The organism is Bradyrhizobium sp. i1.15.2, from assembly GCF_040548425.1.
In the GTDB taxonomy this organism is placed as follows: domain Bacteria; phylum Pseudomonadota; class Alphaproteobacteria; order Rhizobiales; family Xanthobacteraceae; genus Bradyrhizobium; species Bradyrhizobium canariense.
This window is the reverse complement of the sequence record NZ_JBEPRQ010000026.1, coordinates 21864-44390: the sequence shown is the minus strand read 5'-3', so window position 1 is coordinate 44390 and position 22527 is coordinate 21864. Positions and strand designations below refer to the sequence as shown.

24 protein-coding genes and 1 riboswitch are annotated in these 22527 nt (G+C 64.8%); of the genes, 18 read left to right on the top strand and 6 right to left on the bottom strand.

Annotated features, from left to right (window positions below):
• Positions 1-12: 12 nt before the first annotated feature.
• Positions 13-408: a nuclear transport factor 2 family protein gene (locus ABIB80_RS31655; protein ID WP_007600801.1), complete on the bottom strand. Its 396-nt coding sequence runs from the start codon at positions 406-408 to the stop codon at positions 13-15.
• A gap of 132 nt (positions 409-540) precedes the next feature.
• Here ABIB80_RS31655 and ABIB80_RS31650 point away from each other — a divergent pair, with 132 nt between their 5' ends.
• Together ABIB80_RS31650 and ABIB80_RS31645 are read left to right on the top strand one after the other, a co-directional pair.
• Positions 541-1020 carry an Lrp/AsnC family transcriptional regulator gene (locus ABIB80_RS31650; RefSeq protein ID WP_007600800.1) on the top strand — a complete coding sequence of 160 codons (480 nt, stop codon included), beginning with the start codon at positions 541-543 and terminating at the stop codon, positions 1018-1020.
• 2 nt (positions 1021-1022) lie between these two features.
• On the top strand, positions 1023-1544 hold the full coding sequence (locus tag ABIB80_RS31645) for a GNAT family N-acetyltransferase (RefSeq protein ID WP_007600799.1): 522 nt from the start codon (positions 1023-1025) through the stop codon (positions 1542-1544).
• Here the strand turns inward: ABIB80_RS31645 and ABIB80_RS31640 are convergent.
• A complete protein-coding gene (locus ABIB80_RS31640; protein WP_007600798.1) occupies positions 1541-1816 on the bottom strand; it encodes a hypothetical protein in 276 nt (91 codons plus the stop codon). The genes ABIB80_RS31645 and ABIB80_RS31640 overlap by 4 nt on opposite strands.
• Entirely contained in the window at positions 1809-2603 is a 795-nt protein-coding gene (locus tag ABIB80_RS31635; protein ID WP_035994234.1) for a DUF899 domain-containing protein, read from the bottom strand. Before ABIB80_RS31635 ends, ABIB80_RS31640 begins: the two co-directional genes overlap by 8 nt.
• Positions 2604-2750: 147 nt before the next feature.
• Between ABIB80_RS31635 and ABIB80_RS31630 the strand changes: the two genes are divergently transcribed.
• The 8 genes from ABIB80_RS31630 to ABIB80_RS31595 all read left to right on the top strand — a co-directional run bounded on the left by ABIB80_RS31630 (position 2751) and on the right by ABIB80_RS31595 (position 12649).
• Positions 2751-3983, top strand: a complete 1233-nt coding sequence (locus tag ABIB80_RS31630) for a helix-turn-helix domain-containing protein (RefSeq protein WP_354128960.1) — start codon at positions 2751-2753, stop codon at positions 3981-3983.
• A gap of 30 nt (positions 3984-4013) precedes the next feature.
• Entirely contained in the window at positions 4014-4652 is a 639-nt protein-coding gene (locus ABIB80_RS31625; protein ID WP_007600795.1) for a Vgb family protein, read from the top strand.
• 138 nt (positions 4653-4790) lie between these two features.
• Positions 4791-6359 carry a DUF4403 family protein gene (locus ABIB80_RS31620; RefSeq protein WP_007600794.1) on the top strand — a complete coding sequence of 523 codons (1569 nt, stop codon included), beginning with the start codon at positions 4791-4793 and terminating at the stop codon, positions 6357-6359.
• A 132-nt stretch (positions 6360-6491) separates the two neighbouring features.
• The gene (locus ABIB80_RS31615; RefSeq protein ID WP_007600793.1) at positions 6492-7631 is read left to right on the top strand and encodes an ABC transporter ATP-binding protein; all 1140 of its coding nucleotides are present in this window, start codon (positions 6492-6494) and stop codon (positions 7629-7631) included.
• Positions 7632-7718: 87 nt separating this feature from the next.
• Positions 7719-8768: an ABC transporter substrate-binding protein gene (locus ABIB80_RS31610; RefSeq protein ID WP_007600792.1), complete on the top strand. Its 1050-nt coding sequence runs from the start codon at positions 7719-7721 to the stop codon at positions 8766-8768.
• 286 nt (positions 8769-9054) lie between these two features.
• Positions 9055-10317, top strand: a complete 1263-nt coding sequence (locus ABIB80_RS31605; RefSeq protein ID WP_035995528.1) for an ABC transporter permease — start codon at positions 9055-9057, stop codon at positions 10315-10317.
• Positions 10314-11141, top strand: coding sequence for an ABC transporter permease (locus ABIB80_RS31600; RefSeq protein WP_007600787.1), 828 nt, complete (start codon positions 10314-10316; stop codon positions 11139-11141). The genes ABIB80_RS31605 and ABIB80_RS31600 overlap by 4 nt, the downstream gene beginning before the upstream one ends.
• 293 nt (positions 11142-11434) lie before the next feature.
• Positions 11435-12649 (top strand): ABC transporter substrate-binding protein, encoded by a 1215-nt coding sequence (locus tag ABIB80_RS31595; protein WP_007600785.1) that lies wholly within the window; start codon positions 11435-11437, stop codon positions 12647-12649.
• Between the two features lie 170 nt (positions 12650-12819).
• Here the strand turns inward: ABIB80_RS31595 and ABIB80_RS31590 are convergent, their stop codons facing one another.
• Positions 12820-13359 (bottom strand): PRC-barrel domain-containing protein, encoded by a 540-nt coding sequence (locus ABIB80_RS31590; protein WP_007600783.1) that lies wholly within the window; start codon positions 13357-13359, stop codon positions 12820-12822.
• Positions 13360-13586: 227 nt separating this feature from the next.
• Positions 13587-14165: a hypothetical protein gene (locus tag ABIB80_RS31585; RefSeq protein WP_007600781.1), complete on the bottom strand. Its 579-nt coding sequence runs from the start codon at positions 14163-14165 to the stop codon at positions 13587-13589.
• Positions 14166-14345: 180 nt separating this feature from the next.
• Between ABIB80_RS31585 and ABIB80_RS31580 the strand changes: the two genes are divergently transcribed.
• On the top strand, positions 14346-15101 hold the full coding sequence (locus ABIB80_RS31580; RefSeq protein ID WP_007600780.1) for a response regulator: 756 nt from the start codon (positions 14346-14348) through the stop codon (positions 15099-15101).
• Positions 15102-15114: 13 nt separating this feature from the next.
• Entirely contained in the window at positions 15115-16440 is a 1326-nt protein-coding gene (locus ABIB80_RS31575; protein WP_007600779.1) for an ATP-binding protein, read from the top strand.
• Between the two features lie 2 nt (positions 16441-16442).
• Here the strand turns inward: ABIB80_RS31575 and ABIB80_RS31570 are convergent, their stop codons facing one another.
• Positions 16443-16673 (bottom strand): hypothetical protein, encoded by a 231-nt coding sequence (locus tag ABIB80_RS31570; protein WP_007600778.1) that lies wholly within the window; start codon positions 16671-16673, stop codon positions 16443-16445.
• A gap of 244 nt (positions 16674-16917) precedes the next feature.
• Between ABIB80_RS31570 and ABIB80_RS31565 the strand changes: the two genes are divergently transcribed.
• The 6 genes from ABIB80_RS31565 to thiC all read left to right on the top strand — a co-directional run bounded on the left by ABIB80_RS31565 (position 16918) and on the right by thiC (position 22479).
• Complete coding sequence (locus tag ABIB80_RS31565; protein WP_007600777.1) at positions 16918-17466, top strand: lytic transglycosylase domain-containing protein; 549 nt, start codon at positions 16918-16920, stop codon at positions 17464-17466.
• Positions 17467-17517: 51 nt separating this feature from the next.
• Positions 17518-17646, top strand: a riboswitch (TPP riboswitch).
• A complete protein-coding gene (locus ABIB80_RS31560) occupies positions 17634-18659 on the top strand; it encodes an FAD-dependent oxidoreductase (RefSeq protein ID WP_007600776.1) in 1026 nt (341 codons plus the stop codon). It overlaps the preceding riboswitch by 13 nt.
• The gene (gene thiS / locus ABIB80_RS31555) at positions 18650-18847 is read left to right on the top strand and encodes a sulfur carrier protein ThiS (protein ID WP_007600772.1); all 198 of its coding nucleotides are present in this window, start codon (positions 18650-18652) and stop codon (positions 18845-18847) included. Before ABIB80_RS31560 ends, thiS begins: the two co-directional genes overlap by 10 nt.
• A 190-nt stretch (positions 18848-19037) precedes the next feature.
• Entirely contained in the window at positions 19038-19820 is a 783-nt protein-coding gene (locus tag ABIB80_RS31550) for a thiazole synthase (RefSeq protein ID WP_007600770.1), read from the top strand.
• Positions 19807-20415: a thiamine phosphate synthase gene (locus ABIB80_RS31545; protein ID WP_007600768.1), complete on the top strand. Its 609-nt coding sequence runs from the start codon at positions 19807-19809 to the stop codon at positions 20413-20415. Before ABIB80_RS31550 ends, ABIB80_RS31545 begins: the two co-directional genes overlap by 14 nt.
• A gap of 165 nt (positions 20416-20580) precedes the next feature.
• Entirely contained in the window at positions 20581-22479 is a 1899-nt protein-coding gene (thiC, locus tag ABIB80_RS31540; RefSeq protein ID WP_007600764.1) for a phosphomethylpyrimidine synthase ThiC, read from the top strand.
• Positions 22480-22527: the final 48 nt, after the last annotated feature.

Genomic DNA, 22527 nt, shown 5'->3' with positions numbered 1-22527 from the left:
ATCGCGGTGGCGCTACGTATCCGCCGGCTCATACCGTCGCTCCACGTGGAACGATTTCGCGGTAATCAGCCAGGTCCCATTGATGCAGTGGTACGCCAGATAGTCAACGTATTGGAGCACATCGATCCGAATGCGAACTTTCACCATGGCTTGCGCTGACGACGCCATATCGACCAGCAATATCTCCTGAAGGCGCGGGGCATTCTTCGATTTGGGCGACGCAGTCGACGCCAGCATCGTCCTGTAGTCGCGAACGGGCAGGATCCGCAATTCGGCGTCGCGAAATCCATGGAGTTGCGCAGTCGGCGCAAAGACGCGGTCGAATTGCGAAACGTCATTGTCGTACATCAGCACAAAGTAGCGTTCGACGGCCTCCAGCAGAGGCGCAAGGTTCGGGCTCTCGGTCATGGCTCGCTCCATCAGCAGCAAAGTCGGAGCAATCCATCCCACGGAAAACCGAGGCGTGTCCTTGCGAACTAGGCTAATCTCGAAGCCTCCGGCGCAACATTGCGCCCTTCTTGATCAAACGGGATGCGGTTCATGCCAAAATGCGAGCTGGATGCGATCGACCGGCGCATCGTCACCGAACTCCAGACCAACGCGCGACTGAGCAACATCGAACTGGCAGATAAGGTCGGATTGTCCCCGTCACCCTGCCTGCGACGGGTGCGACGGCTGGAGCGCGACGGCTATATCGACGGTTACCGCGCCGCCCTCCGGCGCGGCCGCCTCGGGCTCGGCTTCTCGGCCTTCCTCGGCGTCAAGATCAACGGCCATGCCAACGACCAGGCGCTGAGCTTCGAAAGGACAGTCGTTGCCATGCCCGAGGTCGTTGCCTGTCACCTCGTCTCCGGTGAAGCTGACTACCTCCTCGAAATCGTCGTGCCCGAGCTCGAGGACTACCAGCGCTTTCTCGTCGACAAGCTGCTCAACCTGTCCATCGTGCGAGAGGTTCGCAGCAGCATCGCACTCCAGACGCTCAAGGCCGGCGCACCCCTGCCGCTGGCACATCTCGCATAACCATGATCAGACTGCTGACACCAGCCGACGCCGCGCTCTACCGCCCCGTCCGGCTGGAGGCGCTCGCGAGCAATCCCGAGGCTTTCACCAGCACGCTTGAACGCGAACAAGACAAGCCACTCGCATGGTTCGAGGAGCGCCTCGCGATATCGGACGTGTTCGGCGCGTTCATCGCGGGCGAGCTCGTGGGGACCGCCGGCTTCCGCCGGGAGGACGGCGCGAAGACCGCACACAAGGGGGTGCTCTGGGGCATGTATGTGCGGTCGCGGGCACGGAAGTCCGGCACAGGGAGGCTCCTCGTCAACGCGGTCGCGGCGCATGCCGCAAAGCGCGTCGAGCAGCTTCATCTCGTCGTCGTCAGCGACAACGAGGCCGCGTTGCGGCTCTACGTGGCCGCAGGATTTGTCGAATACGGCCGCGGGATGAAGGCGCTGAAATACAATGGCCGATATTACGACGAGACCCTGATGGCCATGTTCTTCGACGGAAGCGACGCGGCCGCGGTGACGCGGCGGCCGTCTTAACGACCAACCGCCCTCCACCGCTCCGCAATCAGCCTCAGCCACGCCGCCGAATGAAACGCGCTCATCAGCAGATACATCGGCACCATCCCGCCGAGCATCGCCCCATGTCCGGAGCCGCACAGCATGTCCGCCGGGCCATCGACCATGGCCGTCAGCACGGCCATGATCGCGAAGGTCGGCGTCGCCGCCAGCGCCAGCCATCTGGCGAGGTGACGCGCGGCCACCACACCATTGCGGCTCGCGCCGGCCGTTGCGCTGACGGGGCTAGTCACGTCCTTCAGCCGCCTCCTCGCGAAACGCCTTCTCGCCGGCGGTCGAGATCTCGACCCATTTCTTGTCGGGCGCCGCGCCTTCGGTGTAGCTGTCGTGCCAGTTCCACCATTTGTAGGTCGGCGTTTGCGGATAGCCTTTCGGCGAATCCTCCCAGACCTCCTGCCGTCCCAGCGGCGTGATGTCGAGGTAATTCCAGGTGCCGCCCATCTGCTCGTCGCCCCGGCTCTTGACGAAATAGGTGCGGAAGATGCGCGTCCCGTCGCGGAAGAACACGTTGGTCCCGTGCCATTCGTCGACGCCGAAATCCGCATCGAAACTGTCGGTGACGGTGACCCATGGCATGGTCCAGCCCATCCGCTGCTTCAGCCTGATGATATCGCCCTGCGGCGCGCGCGAGGCGAACACCAGCGTGGTGTCGCGGGCATTGAGATGCGCGACATGGGCGACCTGGTCGGCGACCATGGAGCAGCCGCGGCAGGCATGATCCGGCCAGCCGAACACGCCCGGCTCGAAGAAGGCGCGGTAGACGATCAGCTGCCGCCGGCCCTGGAACAGGTCGTACAGACTGACCTTGCCGCCGGGCCCCTCGAACGCATAGGTTTTGGTCACTTCCATCCACGGCATGCGCCGGCGCTCGGCCGCCAGGGCGTCGCGGGCACGGGTATGCGCCTTTTCCTTCACGAGCAGTTGCTGACGGGCAGCCTCCCAGTCCTGCGGCGACACCACCGGCGGTGTTTGCATGGCGGCCTGTCCGTTATTTCCTGCGTTGTCAGCTGATGTCATCATGGCTCTCCAACTTTTCCCGGGCGGCCGTTCCGTATCTCGCTGTGCAAGATGCGGAACCGCTCGCCCCTCGCCGCACATTGTCGGCCGTCAACGATCTCTCGCACCGGACGGTTGCGTGGTGGGAGTAACAAGTGTGGCGGGATTTGAATGGAGTCGCTGATCACGGCCGCGGCGCGCGCGCTCCAAGCCGGCGATCCGCTCGGCGCGCTGAACCGCGTTGCGCTGCGCAATGATGCACCTTCGCTGGCGCTGCGCGGCATCGCGATGGCGCAGCTCGGCGATCTCGCCAAGGCGAAGACGTTGCTGCGCAGCGCCGCACGCGCCTTCGGCCCGAGAGAGGCGGTCGCGCGCGCCAGGTGCGTGGTCGCGGAAGCCGAGATCGCGCTCGTCTCGCGCGACCTGAATTGGCCGGCTAAGACGCTCGCGGCGGCGCGAGCGACGCTCGCAAGCCACGGTGACCTCGCCAACGCCGCCCATGCGGGTCACATCGAGGCGCGCCGACTTCTCCTTCTCGGGCGCCTCGAAGAGGCCGAGCGCACGCTGGCCGAGATCAACACCACGCCGCTGCCCCCGGCCGCGCAGGTCGCCCGCGAGCTCGTGATTGCCGGCATCGCCATCCGGCGGCTCCGAACGAAGGACGCGCGCGCGGCGCTCGGCCGCGCGGCGAGCGCAGCACGGCAGGCCGGCATTGCAGCGCTTGCAGCCGAGGTCGAAAGCACGAGCCGCGTGCTCGACACGCCCGCAGCGCGCCTGATCACGCGCGGGCACGAACGGCCGTTACTGCTCGAGGAGGTCGAGGACCTCGCGACATCGGAGGCGCTCGTGGTGGACACGTTCCATCACGCGGTTCGCAGGCAGGGCATCCTCGTGCCGCTCGGAACGCGGCCGGTGCTGTTCGCGCTGGCCCGCATCCTGGCGCAGGCCTGGCCCGCGGACGTCTCGCGGGAAACGTTGATCACGGGCGCGTTTCAGGCAAGGCACGTCGACGAATCGCATCGCGCCCGGCTGCGCGTCGAAATCGGACGGCTCCGCACCAAGCTCGAGCCTCTCGCCGACGTCAGCGCGACGAAGCAGGGTTTTGTGCTGGCGCCGCGCAAGACACCGCGCAAGACGCGGGAGGTTCTCGTGCTGGCACGACCCGTCGAGGAGAAGCACGCCAATGTGCTCGCCTTCCTCTCCGACGGCGAGCCCTGGTCGAGCTCGGCGCTCGCGTTCGCGCTGGGAACGAGCGCGCGCACCGTGCAGCGGGCCCTCGAAGAGCTGGCGCGATCGAACAAGGTACAGTCCTTCGGACACGGACGGGCGCGGCGCTGGATGACGCCGCCCGTGCCGGGTTTCCCGACAGGCTTGTTACTCCCCGGACCGCTCCTGAAGACGTAAAGTGGGATTCACACTACAGGGACCGAGCAGATGAAACGTTCAGCCGCCGAGATCGTCAGGGAATACGGGCCCTATGCTGGCGTCGAAGCCGTGCACGGCGTCACCTATGACGGCAGCCATATGTGGTTCGCATCCGGCGACAAATTGAACGCAGTCGACCCGGCCGATGGCAAGATCACCCGCTCCATCGATGTCGCTGCGCATGCGGGAACGGCGTTCGACGGCCGCCACCTGTTCCAGATCGCCGAGGACCGCATCCAGAAGATTGACGCTGCGACCGGCAAGGTGCTCGCCACCATCCCTGCACCTGGCGGCGGCGGCGATTCCGGACTGGCCTGGGCCGAGGGCTCGCTCTGGGTCGGGCAGTATCGGGAACGCAAGATCCATCAGGTCGATCCCCAGACGGGAAAAATTCTCCGCACCATCGAAAGCAAGCGCTTCGTCACCGGCGTGACCTGGGTCGAGGGCGAGCTCTGGCACGGCACCTGGGAAGGCGAGGACAGCGACATCAGGCGGATCGACCCTGATACGGGCAAGGTGCTGGAGCAGCTCGACCTGCCCGCCGGGACGATGGTGTCAGGATTGGAGTCCGATGGCGGCGACCGCTTCTTCTGCGGTGGCGGAGATCGCGGCAATGTGAGAGCGGTGCGCCGTCCGAAGCGCAGCTAGGGTGCGCCATGACGAATGCGCGACAATTGCGCGTTCGCAGCCGTTAATATGTTTGCCCCAATTCCACCCCATCGGTGGGCTCTAGCGCCCTCCTCGCCTGCCCTGTAGACTTCTGCCCTGGGGCGGCCTGGGGGATTGATGCGACTGACGCTGAACTTGAAAACTGTCCTGATCGCCGTCGCGGTGCTCGCGGCGTCGTTTTTCATCAGCCTCAAGGCGATGGACTGGCTGTCGCCGCGGGCGACGAATTCCGCGCCGCCGGTCGCGCAATTGCCGCCGCTGCCGCCGGTCTCGAAGAGCTCGATCGTGGTGGCGCCGGTCGCCATCGCGCTGTCGGCGATCCGCGAGCAGGCCGAGAAGGCCGCTCCGCGCAATTTCGCCGGCAAGGCCGAGAACCCGATCTCGCAAATCCTGGAGAACGGCGACATCGGCTGGTCCGCCGTGCGCGGGCCGATGTCGGCTGTCGGCGACAAGGACGTGCTGACGATCTCGACGCCGCTCACGGGCAAGCTGAACGTGACGGGCTCGCTGTCGTCGAAAGCCACCGGCGCGCTCGGCGAGGCGCTCGGCAGCGTGCTCGGCGGCAATGCCGCGAAACAGATCGGCGCGGTCAACATCAAGAATCTGAACGCCAGCGCCGAGATCAAGGGCAACGTCGTCGTCACCTCGCGGCCGAAGCTCGCGGCCAACTGGCATCTCGAGCCCAATCTCGGCGCCCAGGTCAACCTTGGCGACACCAACCTCAACATCTCCGGTGCCAAGGTCAACGTGCCGGCGCAGGTAAAGCCGCTGATCGACAAGACCGTCAGCGAACAAATCAACGCCGTCTCCGAACGGATGCGCAACGATCCGACCTTGCGGGAGAACGCGAAGCTGCAATGGGCCAAGGCCTGCCGCTCGATCCCGCTGCAAGGCTCGGACTCCTCGGCCGCACTGCCGCCGCTCTGGTTGGAGATGAAGCCGATCCGCGCCATCGCCGCGCAGCCGCGCGTCGACGCGCAGGCCGTGACGTTGCTGATGGGCCTGGAAGCGGAGACGCGCGTCACCTCCACGCCGACCAAGCCCGACTGCCCGTTCCCCGACAAGATCTCGATCGTGCCGCCGACCGGCACCGGCGTGAACATCGGCGTACCCATCGACGTGCCCTTCACCGAGATCAACAAGCTGATCGCGGCGCAGATGGTCGGCCATACCTATCCCGAGGATGGCTCCGGTCCCGTGGACGTCACTGTGAAAAGCGTCAACGTGATCCCGTCGGGCGAGCGCCTCCTGATCTCGCTGCTGGTGCGCGCCAAGGAGAAGAAGAGCTGGCTTGGTCTCGGCGCCGAAGCGACCGTGCACATCTGGGGCCGGCCGATGCTCGACCAGGCGCAGCAGACGCTGCGGCTCGCCGACATCCAGCTCGCGGTGGAGTCCGAGGCGGCCTTCGGCCTGCTGGGTGCCGCGGCGCGCGCGGTGGTGCCGCAGATGCAGCAGGCGCTGGTGCAGAAAGCGACAATCGATCTGAAGCCGATTGCCGCCAATGCACGCGAGAAGATCGCAGCCGCGATCGCCGATTTCCAGAAGAGCGAGGACGGCGTCAAGGTCGAGGCGAAGATCGACAGCCTGACGCTGGCCGACATCGCCTTTGACTCCAAGACGCTGCGCGTGATCGCGGAAGCTGGCGGATCGCTGAATGTGTCTGTGACGAAACTGTCGGGAATGTAGCGCGCCTTTCCTCGACGGGTCCGTGCGCGTCGTTACTTGCGCCGCTGGCATTCTGGTCGGAGGATGCTAAGCTGTTCCTCGCACACTCGGACGAGGTGCCGACAGCACTGTGGCTGATAACGCGAGGACGACATGGAAGCCGGCATGGTCACGCCTGCGCCGGCACTGGTGCGCTTTTCCGGCATTCAGAAGACCTACGATGGCGAGCACCTCGTGGTGAAGAACCTCGATCTCGACATCAGGAAGGGCGAGTTCGTCACCCTGCTCGGTCCGTCGGGCTCGGGCAAGACGACCACCCTGATGATGCTGGCGGGTTTCGAGGTTCCGACCCATGGCGAGATCTACCTCGCGGACCGGCCGATCAAGAATGTGCCGCCGCACAAGCGCGACATCGGCATGGTGTTCCAGAACTACGCCTTGTTTCCGCACCTGACGATTGCGGAGAATATCGCCTTCCCGCTATCCGTCCGCAGCACGAACAAGGCCGAAGCGCAGGATCGTGTCAAAGCGGCATTGCGCATGATCAAGATGGAAAACCTGGCACAGCGCCGGCCCGGGCAGCTGTCCGGCGGTCAGCAGCAGCGCGTGGCGCTGGCCCGCGCCCTGGTTTTCAATCCGCAACTCGTGCTGATGGACGAACCCCTGGGCGCCCTGGACAAGCGCCTGCGGGAGCAGATGCAACTGGAGATCAAGCAACTGCACGAGACGATGGGCATCACCGTCGTCTACGTCACCCACGATCAAAGTGAAGCGCTCACCATGTCGGACCGCATCGCCGTATTCAACGACGGCATCGTGCAGCAGATCGACAAGCCCGACAGGCTGTATGAGCATCCGGTGAACAGCTTCGTCGCCCATTTCATCGGCGAGAACAATGTGCTGGCCGGCACCGTCGAGACGGTCGAGAAAGATTATTGCCGCGTTGCGCTGGCTGGCGGCGGCGCCGTGACCGCACGAGCGGTCAACGTATCAGGCGCGGGCGCATCGACCTCGCTGTCGGTGCGGCCGGAGCGGATCGCTATTATCCCGAATGGCACCTCCAGCGACGAACCGAACCGACTGCCGGCCAAGGTGCAGAACACCATCTATCTCGGCGACCACGCGCTGGCCGTGCTCGACGTCGCCGACAACAGGGAGTTTATGGTCAAGCTTCAGCCGGGGACGCATGACAGCCTGAGAGCTGGCAGCCTTACAGCTGGCAGCCTGAGACCTGGCGATGACGTGTTCATCACCTTCCGCCCGGAGGACTGCCTCGCCCTCGATCCCGTCTGATCCAACCATGCAGCAACGCTCCAACGCGGGCGGACCTACATCGACCAAGCTCAACGCAAGTCACGTGAAGAAGAAGGAACAAAGACCATGCTGAAGCGCAAGATTGTACTGGGGTTCGCCGCGGCATTCGCCGCCAGCGCGGCGCTGGCCACGGTCGCGCAGGCGCGTGACCTCACCGTCGTGTCGTGGGGCGGCGCGTATCAGGATGCCCAGAAGAAGGTCTATTTCGAGCCGTTCAAGAAAGCGACCGGTGTTGCGATGAACGACGAGTCCTGGGACGGCGGGGTCGGCGTGTTGCGCGCCAAGGTGCAGGGTGGTGCCGCCACCTGGGACGTCGTGCAGGTCGAGAGCGACGAACTGGCGGTTGGCTGCGAGGAAGGCCTGTTCGAAAAGCTCGACTATTCGAAGATCGGCGGCGAGGCCGCCTATATCCCACCGTCAGTCAACGCTTGCGGCGTCGGCGCCATCCTCTACGATTTCGTTCTCGGCTACGACAAGGACAAGCTGAAGGAGGCTCCCAAAGGCTGGACCGACTTCTTCGACACCAAAAAGATTCCGGGCAAGCGCGCCTTGCGTCAGGGCCCGAAGACCACGCTCGAGATCGCCCTCATGGCCGACGGCGTCGCGCCAAAGGACGTCTACAAGGTGCTGGCGACCGACGAAGGCGTCGAGCGCGCGTTCAAGAAGCTGGACACCATCAAGGGCGACATCGTCTGGTGGAAGGCCGGCGCCCAGCCGCCGCAATTGCTCGCCTCCGGCGAGGTGGCGATGACCTCGGTCTACAACGGCCGCATCGACACCGCGAACAAGAACGAGAAGAAGAATTTCGGCATGGTGTGGGACGGAGCCCTCTTCACCATCGACACCTGGGTGATCCTGAAAGGCAGCCCGAACAAGGACGCGGCCTACAAGTTCCTGGACTTCGTCGGCAAGGCGGAGAACCAGTCGAAACTGTCGGAGAACATTGCTTATGGCACCTCGAACAAGGACGCAGCCGCTCTGCTCGCGCCTGCCGTTCTGAAGGATTTGCCGACAGCACCTGACAACATCAAGAACGCGGTCGAAATCAACGTTGCCTTCTGGCTCGAGAACATCGACCGCCTGACCGAGCGCTTCAACAAATGGGCAGCGAAATAGCGCGCGGCCGAACCGGCGTGCGGCGCGCATTGACAGCAGTTTCGTCGCGGCCATCCTTCGAGACGCCCACCTTAGGCGAGCTCCTCAGGATGAGGACGTGCGCGGCAGCGACTTCGGAGAGCCTCATCCTGAGGAGACCGCCACCGGGTCCGCGCAAAGCGCGGCCCGATGACAGGCTCCGCGGTCGTCTCGAGGGACGAGGCGCTTGCTCAGATCGCTCCGAAAGGCCGCACGCGATTGCCACAGCCAAAATGACGAGAGATGTCCAGTCACAATGGGGCTCCCGATGACGGCAGCCTCCTCAATCGGCGCCGACGCGTTGGCCAAGGTGCCGCTCAAGCGCCGGCTGAAGCAGGCGGAGCGCGCGCGCCAGACCAAGGCGCTGGCACTCATTCTGCCGCTTCTCATCTTCCTGCTCTTCACCTTCGCTGGGCCCATCGCCGGCATGCTGTGGCGTGCCGTCGATGACCGGGAGGTGCGTCTGGTTCTGCCTCAGACCATCGCGGCTCTCGCTAGTTGGGACGGCAGGGATCTGCCGGACGAAAAGGCCTACGCGGCGCTGGCAGGCGACATCATGGCGGCGCGCGCTTCCGGCACCATTGCGATTGCGGCCAAGCGGCTCAATTACGCGCTGAACGGGTTCCGTACGATCCTGACCAGCACCGCACGCAATCTGAAGACCGTGCCCGACCCCGGCACGGCGAGGGAGACACTGGGCAAGATCAACCCGGCCTGGCGCGAACGCGCCACCTGGACCACGATCAAGGACGCCAGTGGTCCCATGACCGGCTTCTATCTTTTGTCGGCGCTCGATCTGACGCGGAACGCGGACGGCACGATCGTCGCAGCCCCGCCGGATCAGGCCATCTACCGCGACGTTTTCGTCCGCACCTTTCTCATCAGCCTCAGTGTCACGGTGCTGTGCCTGATCCTCGGCTTCCCGGTCGCTTACTTGCTGGCGGCGCTGCCGCCCGGCCGGTCGAACCTGCTGATGATCTTCGTCCTGCTGCCGTTCTGGACGTCTCTGCTGGTCCGCACCTGCGCCTGGATCGTGCTGCTGCAGAGCAAAGGCGTCGTGAACGACAGCCTGCTCTGGCTTGGCATCATCGACGCGCCGTTGCGCCTGATCTACAACCGCTTCGGCGTCTGCGTGGCCATGACCCACGTCCTGCTGCCGTTCATGATCCTGCCGCTGTACAGCAGCATGAAGGCGATCTCGCCTGCTTACATGCGTGCCGCCGCCTCGCTCGGCGCGCCGCCGCTCACCGCCTTTCTGCGGATCTACCTGCCTCAGACGCTGCCCGGCATCGGCGCGGGAAGCCTGCTCGTCTTCATCCTGGCGCTCGGCTATTACATCACCCCGGCCCTCGTCGGGGGCGCCGCCGATCAAATGATCAGCTACTTCATCGCGCTCTACACGACCGAGACGGCCAATTGGGGTCTTGCTTCGGCACTGGGTGCGGTGCTGCTGCTCGCCACTATTCTGCTCGCGCTCGTCTACGGAAAGCTGGTGCAGGGACAGCAGGTGACGGGAGGGATGAAGAATTGAGCGACAATTCCTCCATCCGCACGCCGAGCCAGCGTATCGCGTGGACCGCGACCATCGTTATCTCCACGCTGGTGTTCATCTTCCTGATCGCGCCTATCCTTGCGATCATGCCGCTGTCCTTCAGCTCGGGCTCGTACCTCACCTATCCGCTGCCGGGCCTCTCCCTGCGCTGGTACGACGACTTCATCAATTCGCCGCGCTGGATGAATTCGCTGAAGAACAGCATGATCATCGGTGTGGCCTCGACCTTGCTGTCGATGGTGCTCGGCACGCTGGCGGCGCTGGGGCTGGCGCAGTGGAAGAGCCGGTTCAAGCCGCTCGTGCTGGCCTTCGCGCTGTCGCCGGTCGTCGTGCCCGGCGTTATCACCGCGGTCGGCCTGTATTTCTTCTTCGCGCCGATCGGACTGACCGGCAGTTATCTCGGCTTGATCCTGGCCCACACCGCGCTGGCGACGCCCTTTGTGGTGATCACGGTCGGTGCGACGCTGCAAAGTTTCGACACCAATCTGGCCCGCGCCGCTGCCTCGCTCGGTGCCTCACCGCTTGACGCGTTCCGCCGCGTGATCCTGCCTCTGATCCTGCCCGGCGTGGCATCGGGAGCCCTGTTCGCCTTCGCGACCAGCTTCGACGAGGTGGTGATCGTGCTGTTCATGGCAGGTCCGGAACAGCGCACCCTGCCGCGCGAGATGTTCAGCGGCATCCGCGAGAACATCAGCCCGACCATCACGGCAGCGGCGGTGATTCTGACAACGGTCTCGGTGATCCTACTCGCCACGCTGGAAGGCTTGCGCCGACGCAACGAACGGCTGAGGGGCGGCGCGTGAGCGCGCGGTGTCTTCTCCTTCTCCCCTTGTGGGAGAAGGTGGCGCGAAGCGCCGGATGAGGGGTCTCTCTCCGCACCTTCGATTACAGTGAGACTCGCGGAGAGAACCCCTCACCCGTCTCGCCGCTAGCGCGGCGAGCCACCCTCTCCCACAAGGGGAGAGGGCAAAAACACCGCCGCGCCCTGCTTATTTCTCAACCCTCATCTCGCATCCCGGGCTTTGCTCCCGCGTCCGTTTGTCGCTAGAACGTGCCCGCAACAACGCCCAAACAACAACGCAAGGGAGAAAAACAAATGCAAAAACTCATCGTCGCGATCGCGGCCGGTCTTGCTCTCGCCGCCACGTCGGGCGCCGCGCAGGCGCAGATTTCCGACGACGTCGTCAAGATCGGCGTGCTCACGGACATGTCGAGCCTCTATGCGGACGCGACCGGCAAGGGCTCGCTCGCCGCCGTGGAGATGGCGGTCGCCGATTACGGCGCCAAGGTCGCGGGCAAGCCTGTCGCAGTGGTCTCCGCCGATCACCAGAACAAGCCCGACGTCGGCGTCAACATCGCCCGCAACTGGTACGACAACGACAAGGTCGACGCGATCTTCGACGTGCCGACGTCGTCGGTGGCGCTGCCGATCTCGGCGCTGACGCGCGAGAAGAACAAGATCCACATCAACTCGGGCGGCGGCTCATCCGATATCACGGGCGTCGCCTGCTCGCCCAACACGGTGCACTGGACCTACGACACCTATGCGCTGTCGAACGTCGCCGGCAAGGCGATGGTCAAGCGCGGCGAGGACACCTGGTTCTTCGTCACCGCCGACTACGCCTTCGGCATGGCGCTGCAACGCGACGCCGCCAACGTCGTCAAGGAGAGCGGCGGCAAGGTGCTCGGCGAAGTCCGCCATCCGCTCAACTCGTCGGACTTCTCCTCGTTCCTGCTCCAGGCCCAGGCCTCAAAGGCGAAGGTGGTCGCGTTGGCCAATGCCGGCGGCGACACCACTAACGCCCTGAAACAGGCGGCCGAATTCGGCCTGACGCAGGGCGGCCAAAAGATGATCGCGTTGCTCATGGAGATCACCGACGTTCATTCGCTCGGCATCAAGTCGACGCAAGGCCTGATCATCACCGACGCGTTCTACTGGGACACCAACGAGGAGACGCGCGCCTTCTCCAAGCGCTTCAACGAGAAGGTCGGCCACATGCCGACCATGATCCAGGCGGGGCTCTATTCGGCGACCATGCATTATTTGAAGGCGATCGACGCCATCAAGTCGGACGAGGCACCGAAGGTGATGGAGCAGATGCGCAAAACGCCGGTCAACGACTTCTTCGCCAAGAACGGCAAGATCCGCATCGACGGCCGCATGGTCCACGATATGTATCTGTTCGAGGTCAAGAAGCCCGAGGAATCCAAGGGCGAGTGGGACCTCTACAAGCTGATCGCTACCGTGCCCGGCGACGAGGCCTTCCGCCCGCTCGACAAAGGCGGCTGCCCCCTGGTGAAGGGAAATTAGGGATATTCTCCGTCATTGCGCGCGAAGCGAAGCAATCCAGAAATGCATCCGCGGTGACAGCCTGGATTGCTTCGTCGCAAGAGCTCCTCGCAACGACGGCAGACGAAAAAACGCACGACAGCGCGCCCGGCAAAAACCGGGCGCGCTTCGTTTAGCCGTTCAGAACCGCGTTACTCCGAGTATTTGAACTCGGGCATGTTCTTCAGCTCGTCCTTGCTCGCATTGAACACGGCGTGGTCCGGATACCATTTCGACGAGGACGTGGCCGTCGTCGCGGGCTTGTTGTCGGTGCCGGTCGCGGCACCCGTCGTGGTGGTCGCCGCGGGCCGGTTGGCCGCGCTGTTCGGGTTGTTCCCGGCAGCGCCGGTGTAGGCAACGGCCTCGTTGACGAATTTCAGCTTCTCATAGGGCACCGCGACCAGATGCTCGCCCAGGCCGAGGAAGCCGCCGACGCCGATCACGGCGATCTTGATGTTGCCGCTCTTGTCCATCAGCAGATCGTTGATCGAGCCGATGTTCTCGTTGGCGTCGTTATAGACCTTGATGCCGTTCATCTTGGACGTACGCCACTGTCCCGACGCGGTCGTGGTCGTCGTCGAGGCGGCGGCAGCCGGCGCCTTGTCGGTGGTGGCGGTCGGATTTTGCGCGAACGCAACGGTTGCGAGCAGTGCGGTACCGGCGAGACCGGCCGCGATCGATTTCATCAACATATTGTCCTCTCCTTCAGCAGAAAACTCGTGCGGAGAAAACAGCTCGGATCAGTCCCAGTTCCGCGCGTGCTGCAATTTCGTCGCGTGCTGCGCGAGGATTGGAGCCGCGTGCGATTGTTCCTAAGTCACTCAGGAACATTTTGCAGCGCACTGTTCCTCGCGGACGATCGTGCGCCCTGGGTGAAGCAAGACCGCAGCGAGGAACGCGCCGATCTGCGTCACGCAGATCAGCTCCTGTAGTCGATCAGAAGCGCGGCGAAGTCCGAGCCGCCTGATGAGCTGCCGTTGGCGCCGTAAGACGACGACGACGATTGCGACTGCTGCAGCGCCTGGAGAAACTGCTGAAGGATCTCGGCCGTGGTGGAGGCGGTTGACGTGCTGCTGGTCGCGTCCGTTGACGACGAATCCGACGAGCTGTCGTCCGGCGGCGGACCTGGCGGGGGGCCGCCCGCACCCCCGGGACCGCCCGCACCACCGGGACCGCCGGCGCCATTGGCGAAGGCGGATTGGAATACGTTCTTCAGCTCGTCGGCCTGGTCTGACGTCAGCGTCCCGTTCGACACCTCGTTGGAGATGAGGTCGTCGATCTTCGAGTCGATGTCATCCTTGGAGGGACGCGCGCCGCTCGACTGATCGCTCGACCGGCCCTGCTGAAGCGCCGTGTCGATGTCGGTCAGCGCCGTCGAAAGCGCCGACTGGTCCGACGACGAGACCGTGCCGGCGGACACGTCCGATTGCAATTGCTGCTGCAGCCTCTGCAACGGCGACTGGTGGTGACCGGCGGAGGCCGCCGAAATCGAGGTCATGATGGCTCTGTGAGTTCTGCAGGGTTTCGTGGCCGACCAAGCCACGGTATGGTTAGCGCGCTTAACGAGACCTTGCCGCTTCCCTGCCCGGTGATGTCCTGCTGTTGCGGCATGGGCCATGGAAACAATCTGAAACAAATCTCTTCGCCATTTGGCCCGAACCTTGGACAAACAAAGCGCATGGCCCTTCCCAATCCCAACATCCTTGTCGTCGAAGACGACCGTGAAACCCGGACGTTGATTGCGAAATACCTCCGCAACAACGCCTGCAACGTCACCGCCGTGAGCGACGGCCGCGAGATGTCGCGCGCGATGGCCGATCATCGCGTCGACCTCATCATCCTCGACGTCATGCTGCCCGGCGAGGACGGCCTCAGCCTGTGCCGCAAGCTGCGCGCGGAAGGACAGACGCCGATCATCATGCTGACCGCACGCGGCGAGGACGTCGACCGCATCGTCGGCCTCGAAATGGGCGCGGACGACTATCTGCCGAAACCGTTCAACCCGCGCGAGCTGCTCGCCCGCATCAACGCGGTGCTGCGCCGCCAGGCGGCCGCGCAGGCGGCGAGCTCGATCGAGGGCGCCAGCACGCTCGCCTTCGAAAGCTGGCGCATCGATTTGCGCCTGCGCGAGCTGCGCAATCCCGACGGCGCGCGCGTCGCGGTGACCAGCGCCGAGTTCGACCTGCTGCGGACGTTCTGCGAGCGTCCCGGCCGCGTGCTCTCGCGCGACAGCCTGCTCGACCTCACGCAGGGGCGCAGCACAGGCTCGTTCGAGCGCTCGATCGACGTGCTGGTCAGCCGCATCCGCCGCAAGATCGAGCCCAATCCGGCCGATCCGACCATGATCAAGACGGTGCGCTCCGGCGGCTATCTGTTCACGCCAAGAACTGAAGCGGTCAGGACTGAAGCGGTCGCGGCGTCCCTGAGCAGCTGAGGGAACGCCGACGATGAAGCCGTTCGGGTTCTTCCACCTCAGGGGTATCGGCGGGCAGATCGCCGCGCTGGTGCTGGCTTCCACCGTCGCGCTGCATCTCGTCGTCACCGCCGCCTTCCTGATCGGCCGGCCGGACCGCCCGGACACGGCGCCGGACGGCGCGCCTCAATTGGCGGACGCCGCGGTGCTGCTCGGCTCGGCTGAGCAGGCCGAGCGGCCGCGCCTCATCGCAGATCTCGCGCGCGCCTTCCCGAAGCTCAACATCGAGACGTTCGCGCCCGGCACCGCGAACGTCGTCGACGACAGCGAAAGCCAACATTTGCACGGGATCCGCCGCCATCTCGGCCGCGGCTACAAGGTGGTGCAGCTCGCCCCCCAAGCCGGCGAGCACCGCATCGGCGTACAGCTGCCCGACGGCACTGTGATCGCCGGCCAGGTCCGTGGCGGCCCGCGGCCGTGGTTCTGGGGCGCACCGTGGCTGATGGCGCTGATGACCACCTTCATCTGCGTCACCGTGCTCGGCCTGTGGGCGGCGCGCGCGCTGGCGGCGCCGCTGTCGTCCTTTGCCAGGGCTGCCGAGAATTTCAGCCTGGACGGCGGGGCGGATCCACTTCCCGAGCGCGGCCCGGAAGAGATCCGCTCGGTCGCGCGCGCGCTCAACCGCATGCACGAGCGGATCGCGCGACTGATGTCGGACCGCACGCGGATGCTTGCCGCGATCAGCCACGATCTGCGCACACCGATCACGCGGCTGCGCCTGCGCGCCGAGTTCGTCGAGGACGAAGGCAACCGCAAGCGCATGCTGATCGATCTCGACCAGATGCGATCGATGCTGGAATCCGTTTTGTCGCTATTGCGCAACGACCGCCAGATCGAGGCGGTGACGCTGGTCGACATCGCGAGCACGCTGCAGCTCATCGCCGACCAGTTCGGCGACATGGGTCATGTCGTGCACTATGCCGGCCCGCAATCCGCGACCGCCGCCGCGCGTCCCGACGATCTGCATCGCGGCGTCACCAACCTCGTCGAGAACGCAGTGCGCTTCGGCGCCGAGGTGACGATCCGGCTCGACATCTCGAACGCCAAACTCGTCATCGACGTCGAGGACGACGGTCCCGGCATTTCGGATGCGCGCAAGCAAGAGATGCTGGAGCCGTTCGTGCGCGGCGACGACGCCCGCACCATGGACGAGTCCACCGGCTTCGGCCTCGGTCTGTCGATCGCACGCGCGATCGCCCTCGCCCATGGCGGCGAGCTGTCGCTGCACGACCGCGAGCCGCATGGGCTGATCGTGCGGATGCAATTGCCGGTATGGCAACAGCCGCGGCTTGCGGCCTAACTTCAGGCCGCGAGCGGCGGGTGCTCGAGGGCAGCCTCGTCGAAGATCGCAATCGCCTCGAAGCGATAATTGCAGGCCTGACAAGTCCAGAGATAGGAGACGCGCCCCTCGCCCGGCTCGACCCAGTCGGGCGTCGGGATCAGCGTGCCGCATTGGGCACAGGGATTGTTTCTGGGCAAATCGTGTTCTGACATGTCGCCGCTGTGGGCTTTGACCATGGTTGATTTTGTCATGGCACCTCTCCCGATTCGCTGGCCGTGACATACTCGCTTTCGTGCGCCCATGCGAATAGACAGGCCTGCTGTCGCGAGTTGTCCGCCTGAGGAAACTCTGACGCCAGCATTGAGTCGTCACAGCGGCTCGGCACCGCGAAAAAATTAACGGCGGCGTTTGGTCACATCATTGCCGCGTTCGGGAGGCCTAAACGGCAGCCGGGCGCAGGCCTTCAATCAGTCTCAGGGACCTCCGGGATATCTGATGAAAATTTTACGTATCGCCGCGCTGCTCGCGGCCGGACTGACGTTGCCACAGGCCGCATTCGCGGGCCAAGCGGAGTACGCCGAGATGGTCGCGGCCCACGCGCGCGCCAACGGCGTGCCGGAGGCGCTGGTGCATCGGGTCATCATGCGCGAAAGCCGCTATCAGCCCGGCCTGGTCGGCCATGGCGGCACCATCGGGCTGATGCAGATCAAGCTCGCGACCGCCCGCGGGGTCGGCTACACCGGCGACGCCGCCGGCCTGCGCGATCCCAACACCAACCTCACCTATGCCGTGAAATATCTCGCCGGCGCCTATCACGCGGCAAATGGCGACCACGCCCGGGCCGTTCGTTATTTCGCCGGCGGCTATTACTACGCCGCAAAGCGGCAGCGGCAGGAGGCCGTGCAAGTCGCCAATACGAACGAGGCCAATATGAGCGCCCCTTGGCTCGAGCCGAACGGCAATCCGCAGCCGATATTCGGCGCCGCGCCGCACCGGAAGCTCGCCCAGCGCGTTCGCAACGCTCGGGCACAGACGCCCAGGTAAGTGCGGTTCCCGCCAAACGCGTTGACACAGCCTGTCACTGGCATACATTAGAGCCGTTCCGAGGGGTGCTCCGAGGAGGAGCTGAGATACCGCTAAATGGGCAAATCCGCCCAGGACCGCGGTGACCCTTTGAACCTGATCCGGGTCATGCCGGCGAAGGGACAGGGATGTTGCAGACGACCAAGCGACCGGATTCCCCGGTATCCATCATCGGCGCAGGCATTGCTGGCGCCTGGCAGGCCTTGCTGTTCGCGCAGGCCGGCCACGCCGTCATCCTGCACGAGCGCGGTGACGCCGACATGACCGATGCCACCAGCCATTGGGCCGGCGGCATGCTCGCGCCTTATTGCGAGGCGGAGGTTTCCGAACCCATCATCTCCAGGCTCGGCCTGCGCTCGCTCGACATCTGGCGGCGCGAGCTGCCCGACACGCCCTTCAACGGCTCGCTGGTCGTCGCCCACCCGCGCGAGCGCAACGATTTCGAGCGTTTTGCCCGCATGACCGAGGGCCATTGCCGGCTCGATGCCGCCGGCCTTGCCGAGCTCGAGCCGTCGCTCGAAGGCCGCTTCCGCGACGCGCTGTTCTTCCCGACCGAGGGCCACGTCGAGCCGCGCCGCGTGCTGCCTAAACTGCACGAGCGCATCCGCGCCGCCGGCGGCACCATCAAGTTCGAAAGCGACGTCGCCGCGGCCGAACTCGCAAAACTTGATCCTAAAGGCATCGTGATCGACTGCCGCGGCCTTGCTGCGCGCGACGAGCAGCCTGGCTTGCGCGGCGTCAAGGGCGAGATGATCCTGATCGAAACCGCCGAGGTGCAGCTCGCGCGCCCGGTGCGGCTGATTCATCCGCGCTGGCCGCTCTATGTGATCCCGCGCGAGGACAATCTGTTCATGCTGGGCGCGACCTCGATCGAGGCCGAGGACACCGGCGTCAGCGTGCGTTCCGCGCTGGAGCTGTTGGGCGCGGCCTATGCCGTGCACCCCGCCTTCGGCGAGGCCCGCATCGTCGAATTCGGCTCCGGCCTGCGCCCTGCTTTCCCCGACAATCTGCCGCGCATCGGCATCCGCGGCAACACGATCAGCGTGAACGGCCTCTACCGCCACGGCTTCCTGATCGCGCCTGTTCTGGCCGAGCTGACGCTTAGCTTTGTCGAGCGCGGCCAGATCGACAATGAGGTGATGCAATGCGCGTGATCGTTAACGGCGAGCAACGCGAGATCAATTCGGCCAGCGTGGACGCGCTGCTCAGCGAGCTCGACTACGAGGGCACCCATTTCGCGATCGCGCTCAACTACGACGTCGTGCCGAAGAGCCGCTGGGCCGAAACCGCGCTGAAGGCCGGCGACGAGATCGAGATCATCACACCGCGGCAGGGAGGGTGAGGATGGCTCTCCATTTATCGCCTAGGCGCGCGCCACACATTCCGCTGTCATCGCCCGGCTCGACCGGGCGATCCAGTACGCCGCGGCGTCTCGGTTCTAGCCGCACCGCCTCTGGAATACTGGATCCCCGCCCCCCGTGCGCAATTTGCGCACTAGGCGGGGATGACAGTGTCATTTGGAGAGACACCACATGGTGACCTTCTACGGCAAAACCTTCCCCTCCCGCCTGCTGATCGGCAGCGCGCTTTATCCCTCGCCTGCGATCATGCAGTCGGCGATCCGCGCCTCGGGCTCGAACATTGTCACGGTGTCGCTGCGGCGCGAATCCGCCGGCGGCAAGACTGGCGATGCGTTCTGGAATCTGATCCGCGAGCTCGACGTCACCGTGCTGCCGAACACCGCCGGCTGCCGCAGCGTGCGCGAGGCGGTGACGACGGCCAAGCTCGCACGCGAATTGTTTGGCACGAGCTGGATCAAGCTCGAAGTCATCGCCGACAACGACACGCTGCAGCCCGACGTGGTCGGACTCGTGGAAGCAGCAAGCCTCCTGATCAAGGACGGCTTTGAGGTGTTCCCCTATTGCACCGAGGATCTCTCGGTCGCCAACCGCCTGGTCGACGCCGGCTGCAAGGTGGTGATGCCGTGGGCCGCGCCCATCGGCAGCGCGAAAGGCATCACCAACCGCGACGCGCTCAAGCTGATGCGCGAGCGGCTGCCCGATATTACGCTGGTGGTCGACGCCGGCATCGGCGCGCCCTCGCATGCGTCCGAGGCGCTCGAACTCGGCTACGACGCCGTGCTGCTCAACACCGCCATCGCCAAAGCCGCCGATCCCGTCGCGATGGCCAACGCCTTCCGCCTCGGCATCGAGGCCGGCCGCACCGCTTACGAAGCCGGGCTGATGAACGCCCGCGATTTCGCCTCTCCTTCCACCCCTGTCGTTGGGACACCTTTTTGGCATGCCGTATCCTGATCGTTTCTATCCCGTCGTCGACAGCCTCGCCTGGGTCGAGCGCCTGACCAGGCTCGGTGTCGGCACCATCCAGCTGCGCGCAAAAGACCTCGACGATTCGCAATCGCTGCAGATGGTCACCGATGCGCTGGCGATCACCGCGGGCACGCAAGCCAAGTTGGTCGTGAACGACTATTGGCGCGCGGCGATCGTCGCCGGCGCGAAATATCTTCATCTCGGCCAGGAGGACCTTGCGGACGCCGACCTCGCTGCGATCCGCGAGGCCGGCCTGTCGCTCGGCGTCTCCACCCATGACGATGCCGAGCTTGACACCGCGCTCGCCGCCGAGCCCGATTATGTCGCGCTGGGCCCGATCTTCTTCACCACGCTCAAATCGATGCGCTTCGAACCGCAGGGCATTCCGAAGATCACGGAATGGAAGAAGCGCATCGGCAATATCCCGCTGGTCGCGATCGGCGGCATCAAGTTCGAGCACGCCGCGGAGATCTTTGCCGCCGGCGCGGATTCCATCGCCGTCGTCAGCGACGTCACCCAGAATGCCGACCCGGATGCGCGGGTGCGGCAATGGCTCGGCCTGTCCGCGGAGGCGGCGTGATGCGCACTCTCTCCACCCGTCATTGCGAGGAGCACTTGCGACGAAGCAATCCAGACTGCCTCTGCAGAGAGATTCTGGATTGCTTCGCTGCGCTCGCAATGACGGAGCAAGAATTCACCGCCGTCGCTCAAACGCACGCACAACAGAATTAAACCGGAGGATCCCATGAACATCCGCTCCAACCCCGACAAGACCGTTCCCGCCGTCACCACCGGCCCGCTGCCCTCGTCGCGAAAAATCTTCGCCTCGCCCGATGCCGCGCCTGAGCTGCGCGTGCCCCTGCGCGAGATCATCCTGTCCGAGGGTGCCGGCGAGCCGAACCTGCCGGTGTACGACACCTCCGGTCCCTACACCGACCCGTCCGTGACCATCGACGTCAACGCCGGTCTCGCGCGCGGCCGCAAGGGCTGGGTGCTCGAGCGCGGCGGCGTCGAGGAATATCAGGGACGGCAGATCAAGCCGGAGGACAATGGCAGCGTCTCCACCGACAAGGCCGCGCGCGCGTTCTCGGCCTATCACCAGCCGCTGCGCGGCCTCGACGGCCACAAGATCACCCAGCTCGAATTCGCCCGTGCCGGCATCATCACCAAGGAGATGATCTACGTCGCGGCACGCGAAAACCTCGGCCGCAAAGAGCAGCTCGAGCGTGCGGAAGCAGCCCTTGCCGACGGCGAAAGCTTTGGCGCCGAAGTGCCCGCCTTCATCACCCCGGAGTTCGTCCGCAGCGAGATCGCGCGCGGCCGCGCCATCATTCCCTGCAACATCAACCACTCAGAGTTGGAGCCGATGATCATCGGCCGCAACTTCCTCACGAAAATCAACGCCAATATCGGCAACTCGGCGGTGACGTCATCGGTCGAGGAAGAGGTCGAGAAGATGGTGTGGGCGATCCGCTGGGGCGCCGACACCGTGATGGACCTCTCGACGGGCCGCAACATCCACACCACGCGCGAATGGATTTTGCGCAACGCGCCGGTGCCGATCGGCACCGTTCCGATTTATCAGGCGCTGGAGAAGTGCGACGGCGATCCGGTCAAGCTGACCTGGGAGCTCTACAAGGACACGCTGATCGAGCAGTGCGAGCAGGGCGTCGACTATTTCACCATCCACGCCGGCGTGCGCCTGCAATACATCCACCTCACCGCCAACCGCGTCACCGGCATTGTTTCTCGTGGTGGTTCCATTATGGCGAAATGGTGCCTGGCGCATCACAAGGAGAGCTTCCTCTACACCCATTTCGACGAGATCTGCGACCTCATGCGCAAGTATGACGTCTCGTTCTCGCTCGGCGACGGCCTGCGTCCGGGCTCGATCGCCGACGCCAACGACCGCGCCCAGTTCGCGGAGCTGGAGACGCTCGGCGAGCTGACCAAGATCGCATGGGACAAGGGCTGCCAGGTCATGATCGAAGGCCCCGGCCACGTGCCGATGCACAAGATCAAGATCAACATGGACAAGCAGCTCAAGGAGTGCGGCGAAGCGCCGTTCTACACCCTCGGGCCTCTGACCACCGACATCGCGCCGGGCTACGACCACATCACCTCCGGCATTGGTGCGGCCATGATCGGCTGGTTCGGCTGCGCCATGCTCTGCTACGTCACGCCGAAGGAGCATCTCGGCCTACCCGATCGCAACGACGTCAAGGTCGGCGTCATCACCTACAAGATCGCCGCGCACGCCAGCGATCTCGCCAAGGGTCACCCGGCCGCCCAGCTGCGCGACGACGCGCTGTCCCGCGCCCGCTTCGACTTCCGCTGGAGCGACCAGTTCAACCTCGGCCTCGACCCCGACACCGCCAAGAACTTCCATGACGAGACCCTGCCGAAGGAAGCCCACAAGGTCGCGCATTTCTGCTCGATGTGCGGGCCGAAGTTCTGTTCGATGAAGATCACCCAGGACGTGCGGGACTACGCGGCGACGCTGAACGATCCGAACGGCGTCGGCATGTCGATGAGCGGGACCGCCGAGGACGGCATGGCCAAGATGAGCGCGAAGTTCAAGGAGATGGGCGAGAACTTGTATCTGGATGCGGAGAAGGTGAAGGAGAGTAATCGGGTGTTGTGAGGATGATCGAACTGAACTTGCGTTGAAGGCCGGGCGAAAGCCCGGCCT

What these genes read in the sequence shown, in the direction of transcription:
- ABIB80_RS31655 (WP_007600801.1), bottom strand. Translation starts at nt 408, where the DNA reads ATGACCGAGAGCCCGAACCTTGCGCCTCTGCTGGAGGCCGTCGAACGC.
- ABIB80_RS31650 (WP_007600800.1), top strand. Translation starts at nt 541, where the DNA reads ATGCCAAAATGCGAGCTGGATGCGATCGACCGGCGCATCGTCACCGAA.
- ABIB80_RS31645 (WP_007600799.1), top strand. Translation starts at nt 1,023, where the DNA reads ATGATCAGACTGCTGACACCAGCCGACGCCGCGCTCTACCGCCCCGTC.
- ABIB80_RS31635 (WP_035994234.1), bottom strand. Translation starts at nt 2,603, where the DNA reads ATGATGACATCAGCTGACAACGCAGGAAATAACGGACAGGCCGCCATG.
- ABIB80_RS31630 (WP_354128960.1), top strand. Translation starts at nt 2,751, where the DNA reads ATGGAGTCGCTGATCACGGCCGCGGCGCGCGCGCTCCAAGCCGGCGAT.
- ABIB80_RS31625 (WP_007600795.1), top strand. Translation starts at nt 4,014, where the DNA reads ATGAAACGTTCAGCCGCCGAGATCGTCAGGGAATACGGGCCCTATGCT.
- ABIB80_RS31620 (WP_007600794.1), top strand. Translation starts at nt 4,791, where the DNA reads ATGCGACTGACGCTGAACTTGAAAACTGTCCTGATCGCCGTCGCGGTG.
- ABIB80_RS31615 (WP_007600793.1), top strand. Translation starts at nt 6,492, where the DNA reads ATGGAAGCCGGCATGGTCACGCCTGCGCCGGCACTGGTGCGCTTTTCC.
- ABIB80_RS31610 (WP_007600792.1), top strand. Translation starts at nt 7,719, where the DNA reads ATGCTGAAGCGCAAGATTGTACTGGGGTTCGCCGCGGCATTCGCCGCC.
- ABIB80_RS31605 (WP_035995528.1), top strand. Translation starts at nt 9,055, where the DNA reads ATGACGGCAGCCTCCTCAATCGGCGCCGACGCGTTGGCCAAGGTGCCG.
- ABIB80_RS31595 (WP_007600785.1), top strand. Translation starts at nt 11,435, where the DNA reads ATGCAAAAACTCATCGTCGCGATCGCGGCCGGTCTTGCTCTCGCCGCC.
- ABIB80_RS31590 (WP_007600783.1), bottom strand. Translation starts at nt 13,359, where the DNA reads ATGTTGATGAAATCGATCGCGGCCGGTCTCGCCGGTACCGCACTGCTC.
- ABIB80_RS31585 (WP_007600781.1), bottom strand. Translation starts at nt 14,165, where the DNA reads ATGACCTCGATTTCGGCGGCCTCCGCCGGTCACCACCAGTCGCCGTTG.
- ABIB80_RS31580 (WP_007600780.1), top strand. Translation starts at nt 14,346, where the DNA reads ATGGCCCTTCCCAATCCCAACATCCTTGTCGTCGAAGACGACCGTGAA.
- ABIB80_RS31575 (WP_007600779.1), top strand. Translation starts at nt 15,115, where the DNA reads ATGAAGCCGTTCGGGTTCTTCCACCTCAGGGGTATCGGCGGGCAGATC.
- ABIB80_RS31570 (WP_007600778.1), bottom strand. Translation starts at nt 16,673, where the DNA reads ATGACAAAATCAACCATGGTCAAAGCCCACAGCGGCGACATGTCAGAA.
- ABIB80_RS31565 (WP_007600777.1), top strand. Translation starts at nt 16,918, where the DNA reads ATGAAAATTTTACGTATCGCCGCGCTGCTCGCGGCCGGACTGACGTTG.
- ABIB80_RS31560 (WP_007600776.1), top strand. Translation starts at nt 17,634, where the DNA reads ATGTTGCAGACGACCAAGCGACCGGATTCCCCGGTATCCATCATCGGC.
- thiS (WP_007600772.1), top strand. Translation starts at nt 18,650, where the DNA reads ATGCGCGTGATCGTTAACGGCGAGCAACGCGAGATCAATTCGGCCAGC.
- ABIB80_RS31550 (WP_007600770.1), top strand. Translation starts at nt 19,038, where the DNA reads ATGGTGACCTTCTACGGCAAAACCTTCCCCTCCCGCCTGCTGATCGGC.
- ABIB80_RS31545 (WP_007600768.1), top strand. Translation starts at nt 19,807, where the DNA reads ATGCCGTATCCTGATCGTTTCTATCCCGTCGTCGACAGCCTCGCCTGG.
- thiC (WP_007600764.1), top strand. Translation starts at nt 20,581, where the DNA reads ATGAACATCCGCTCCAACCCCGACAAGACCGTTCCCGCCGTCACCACC.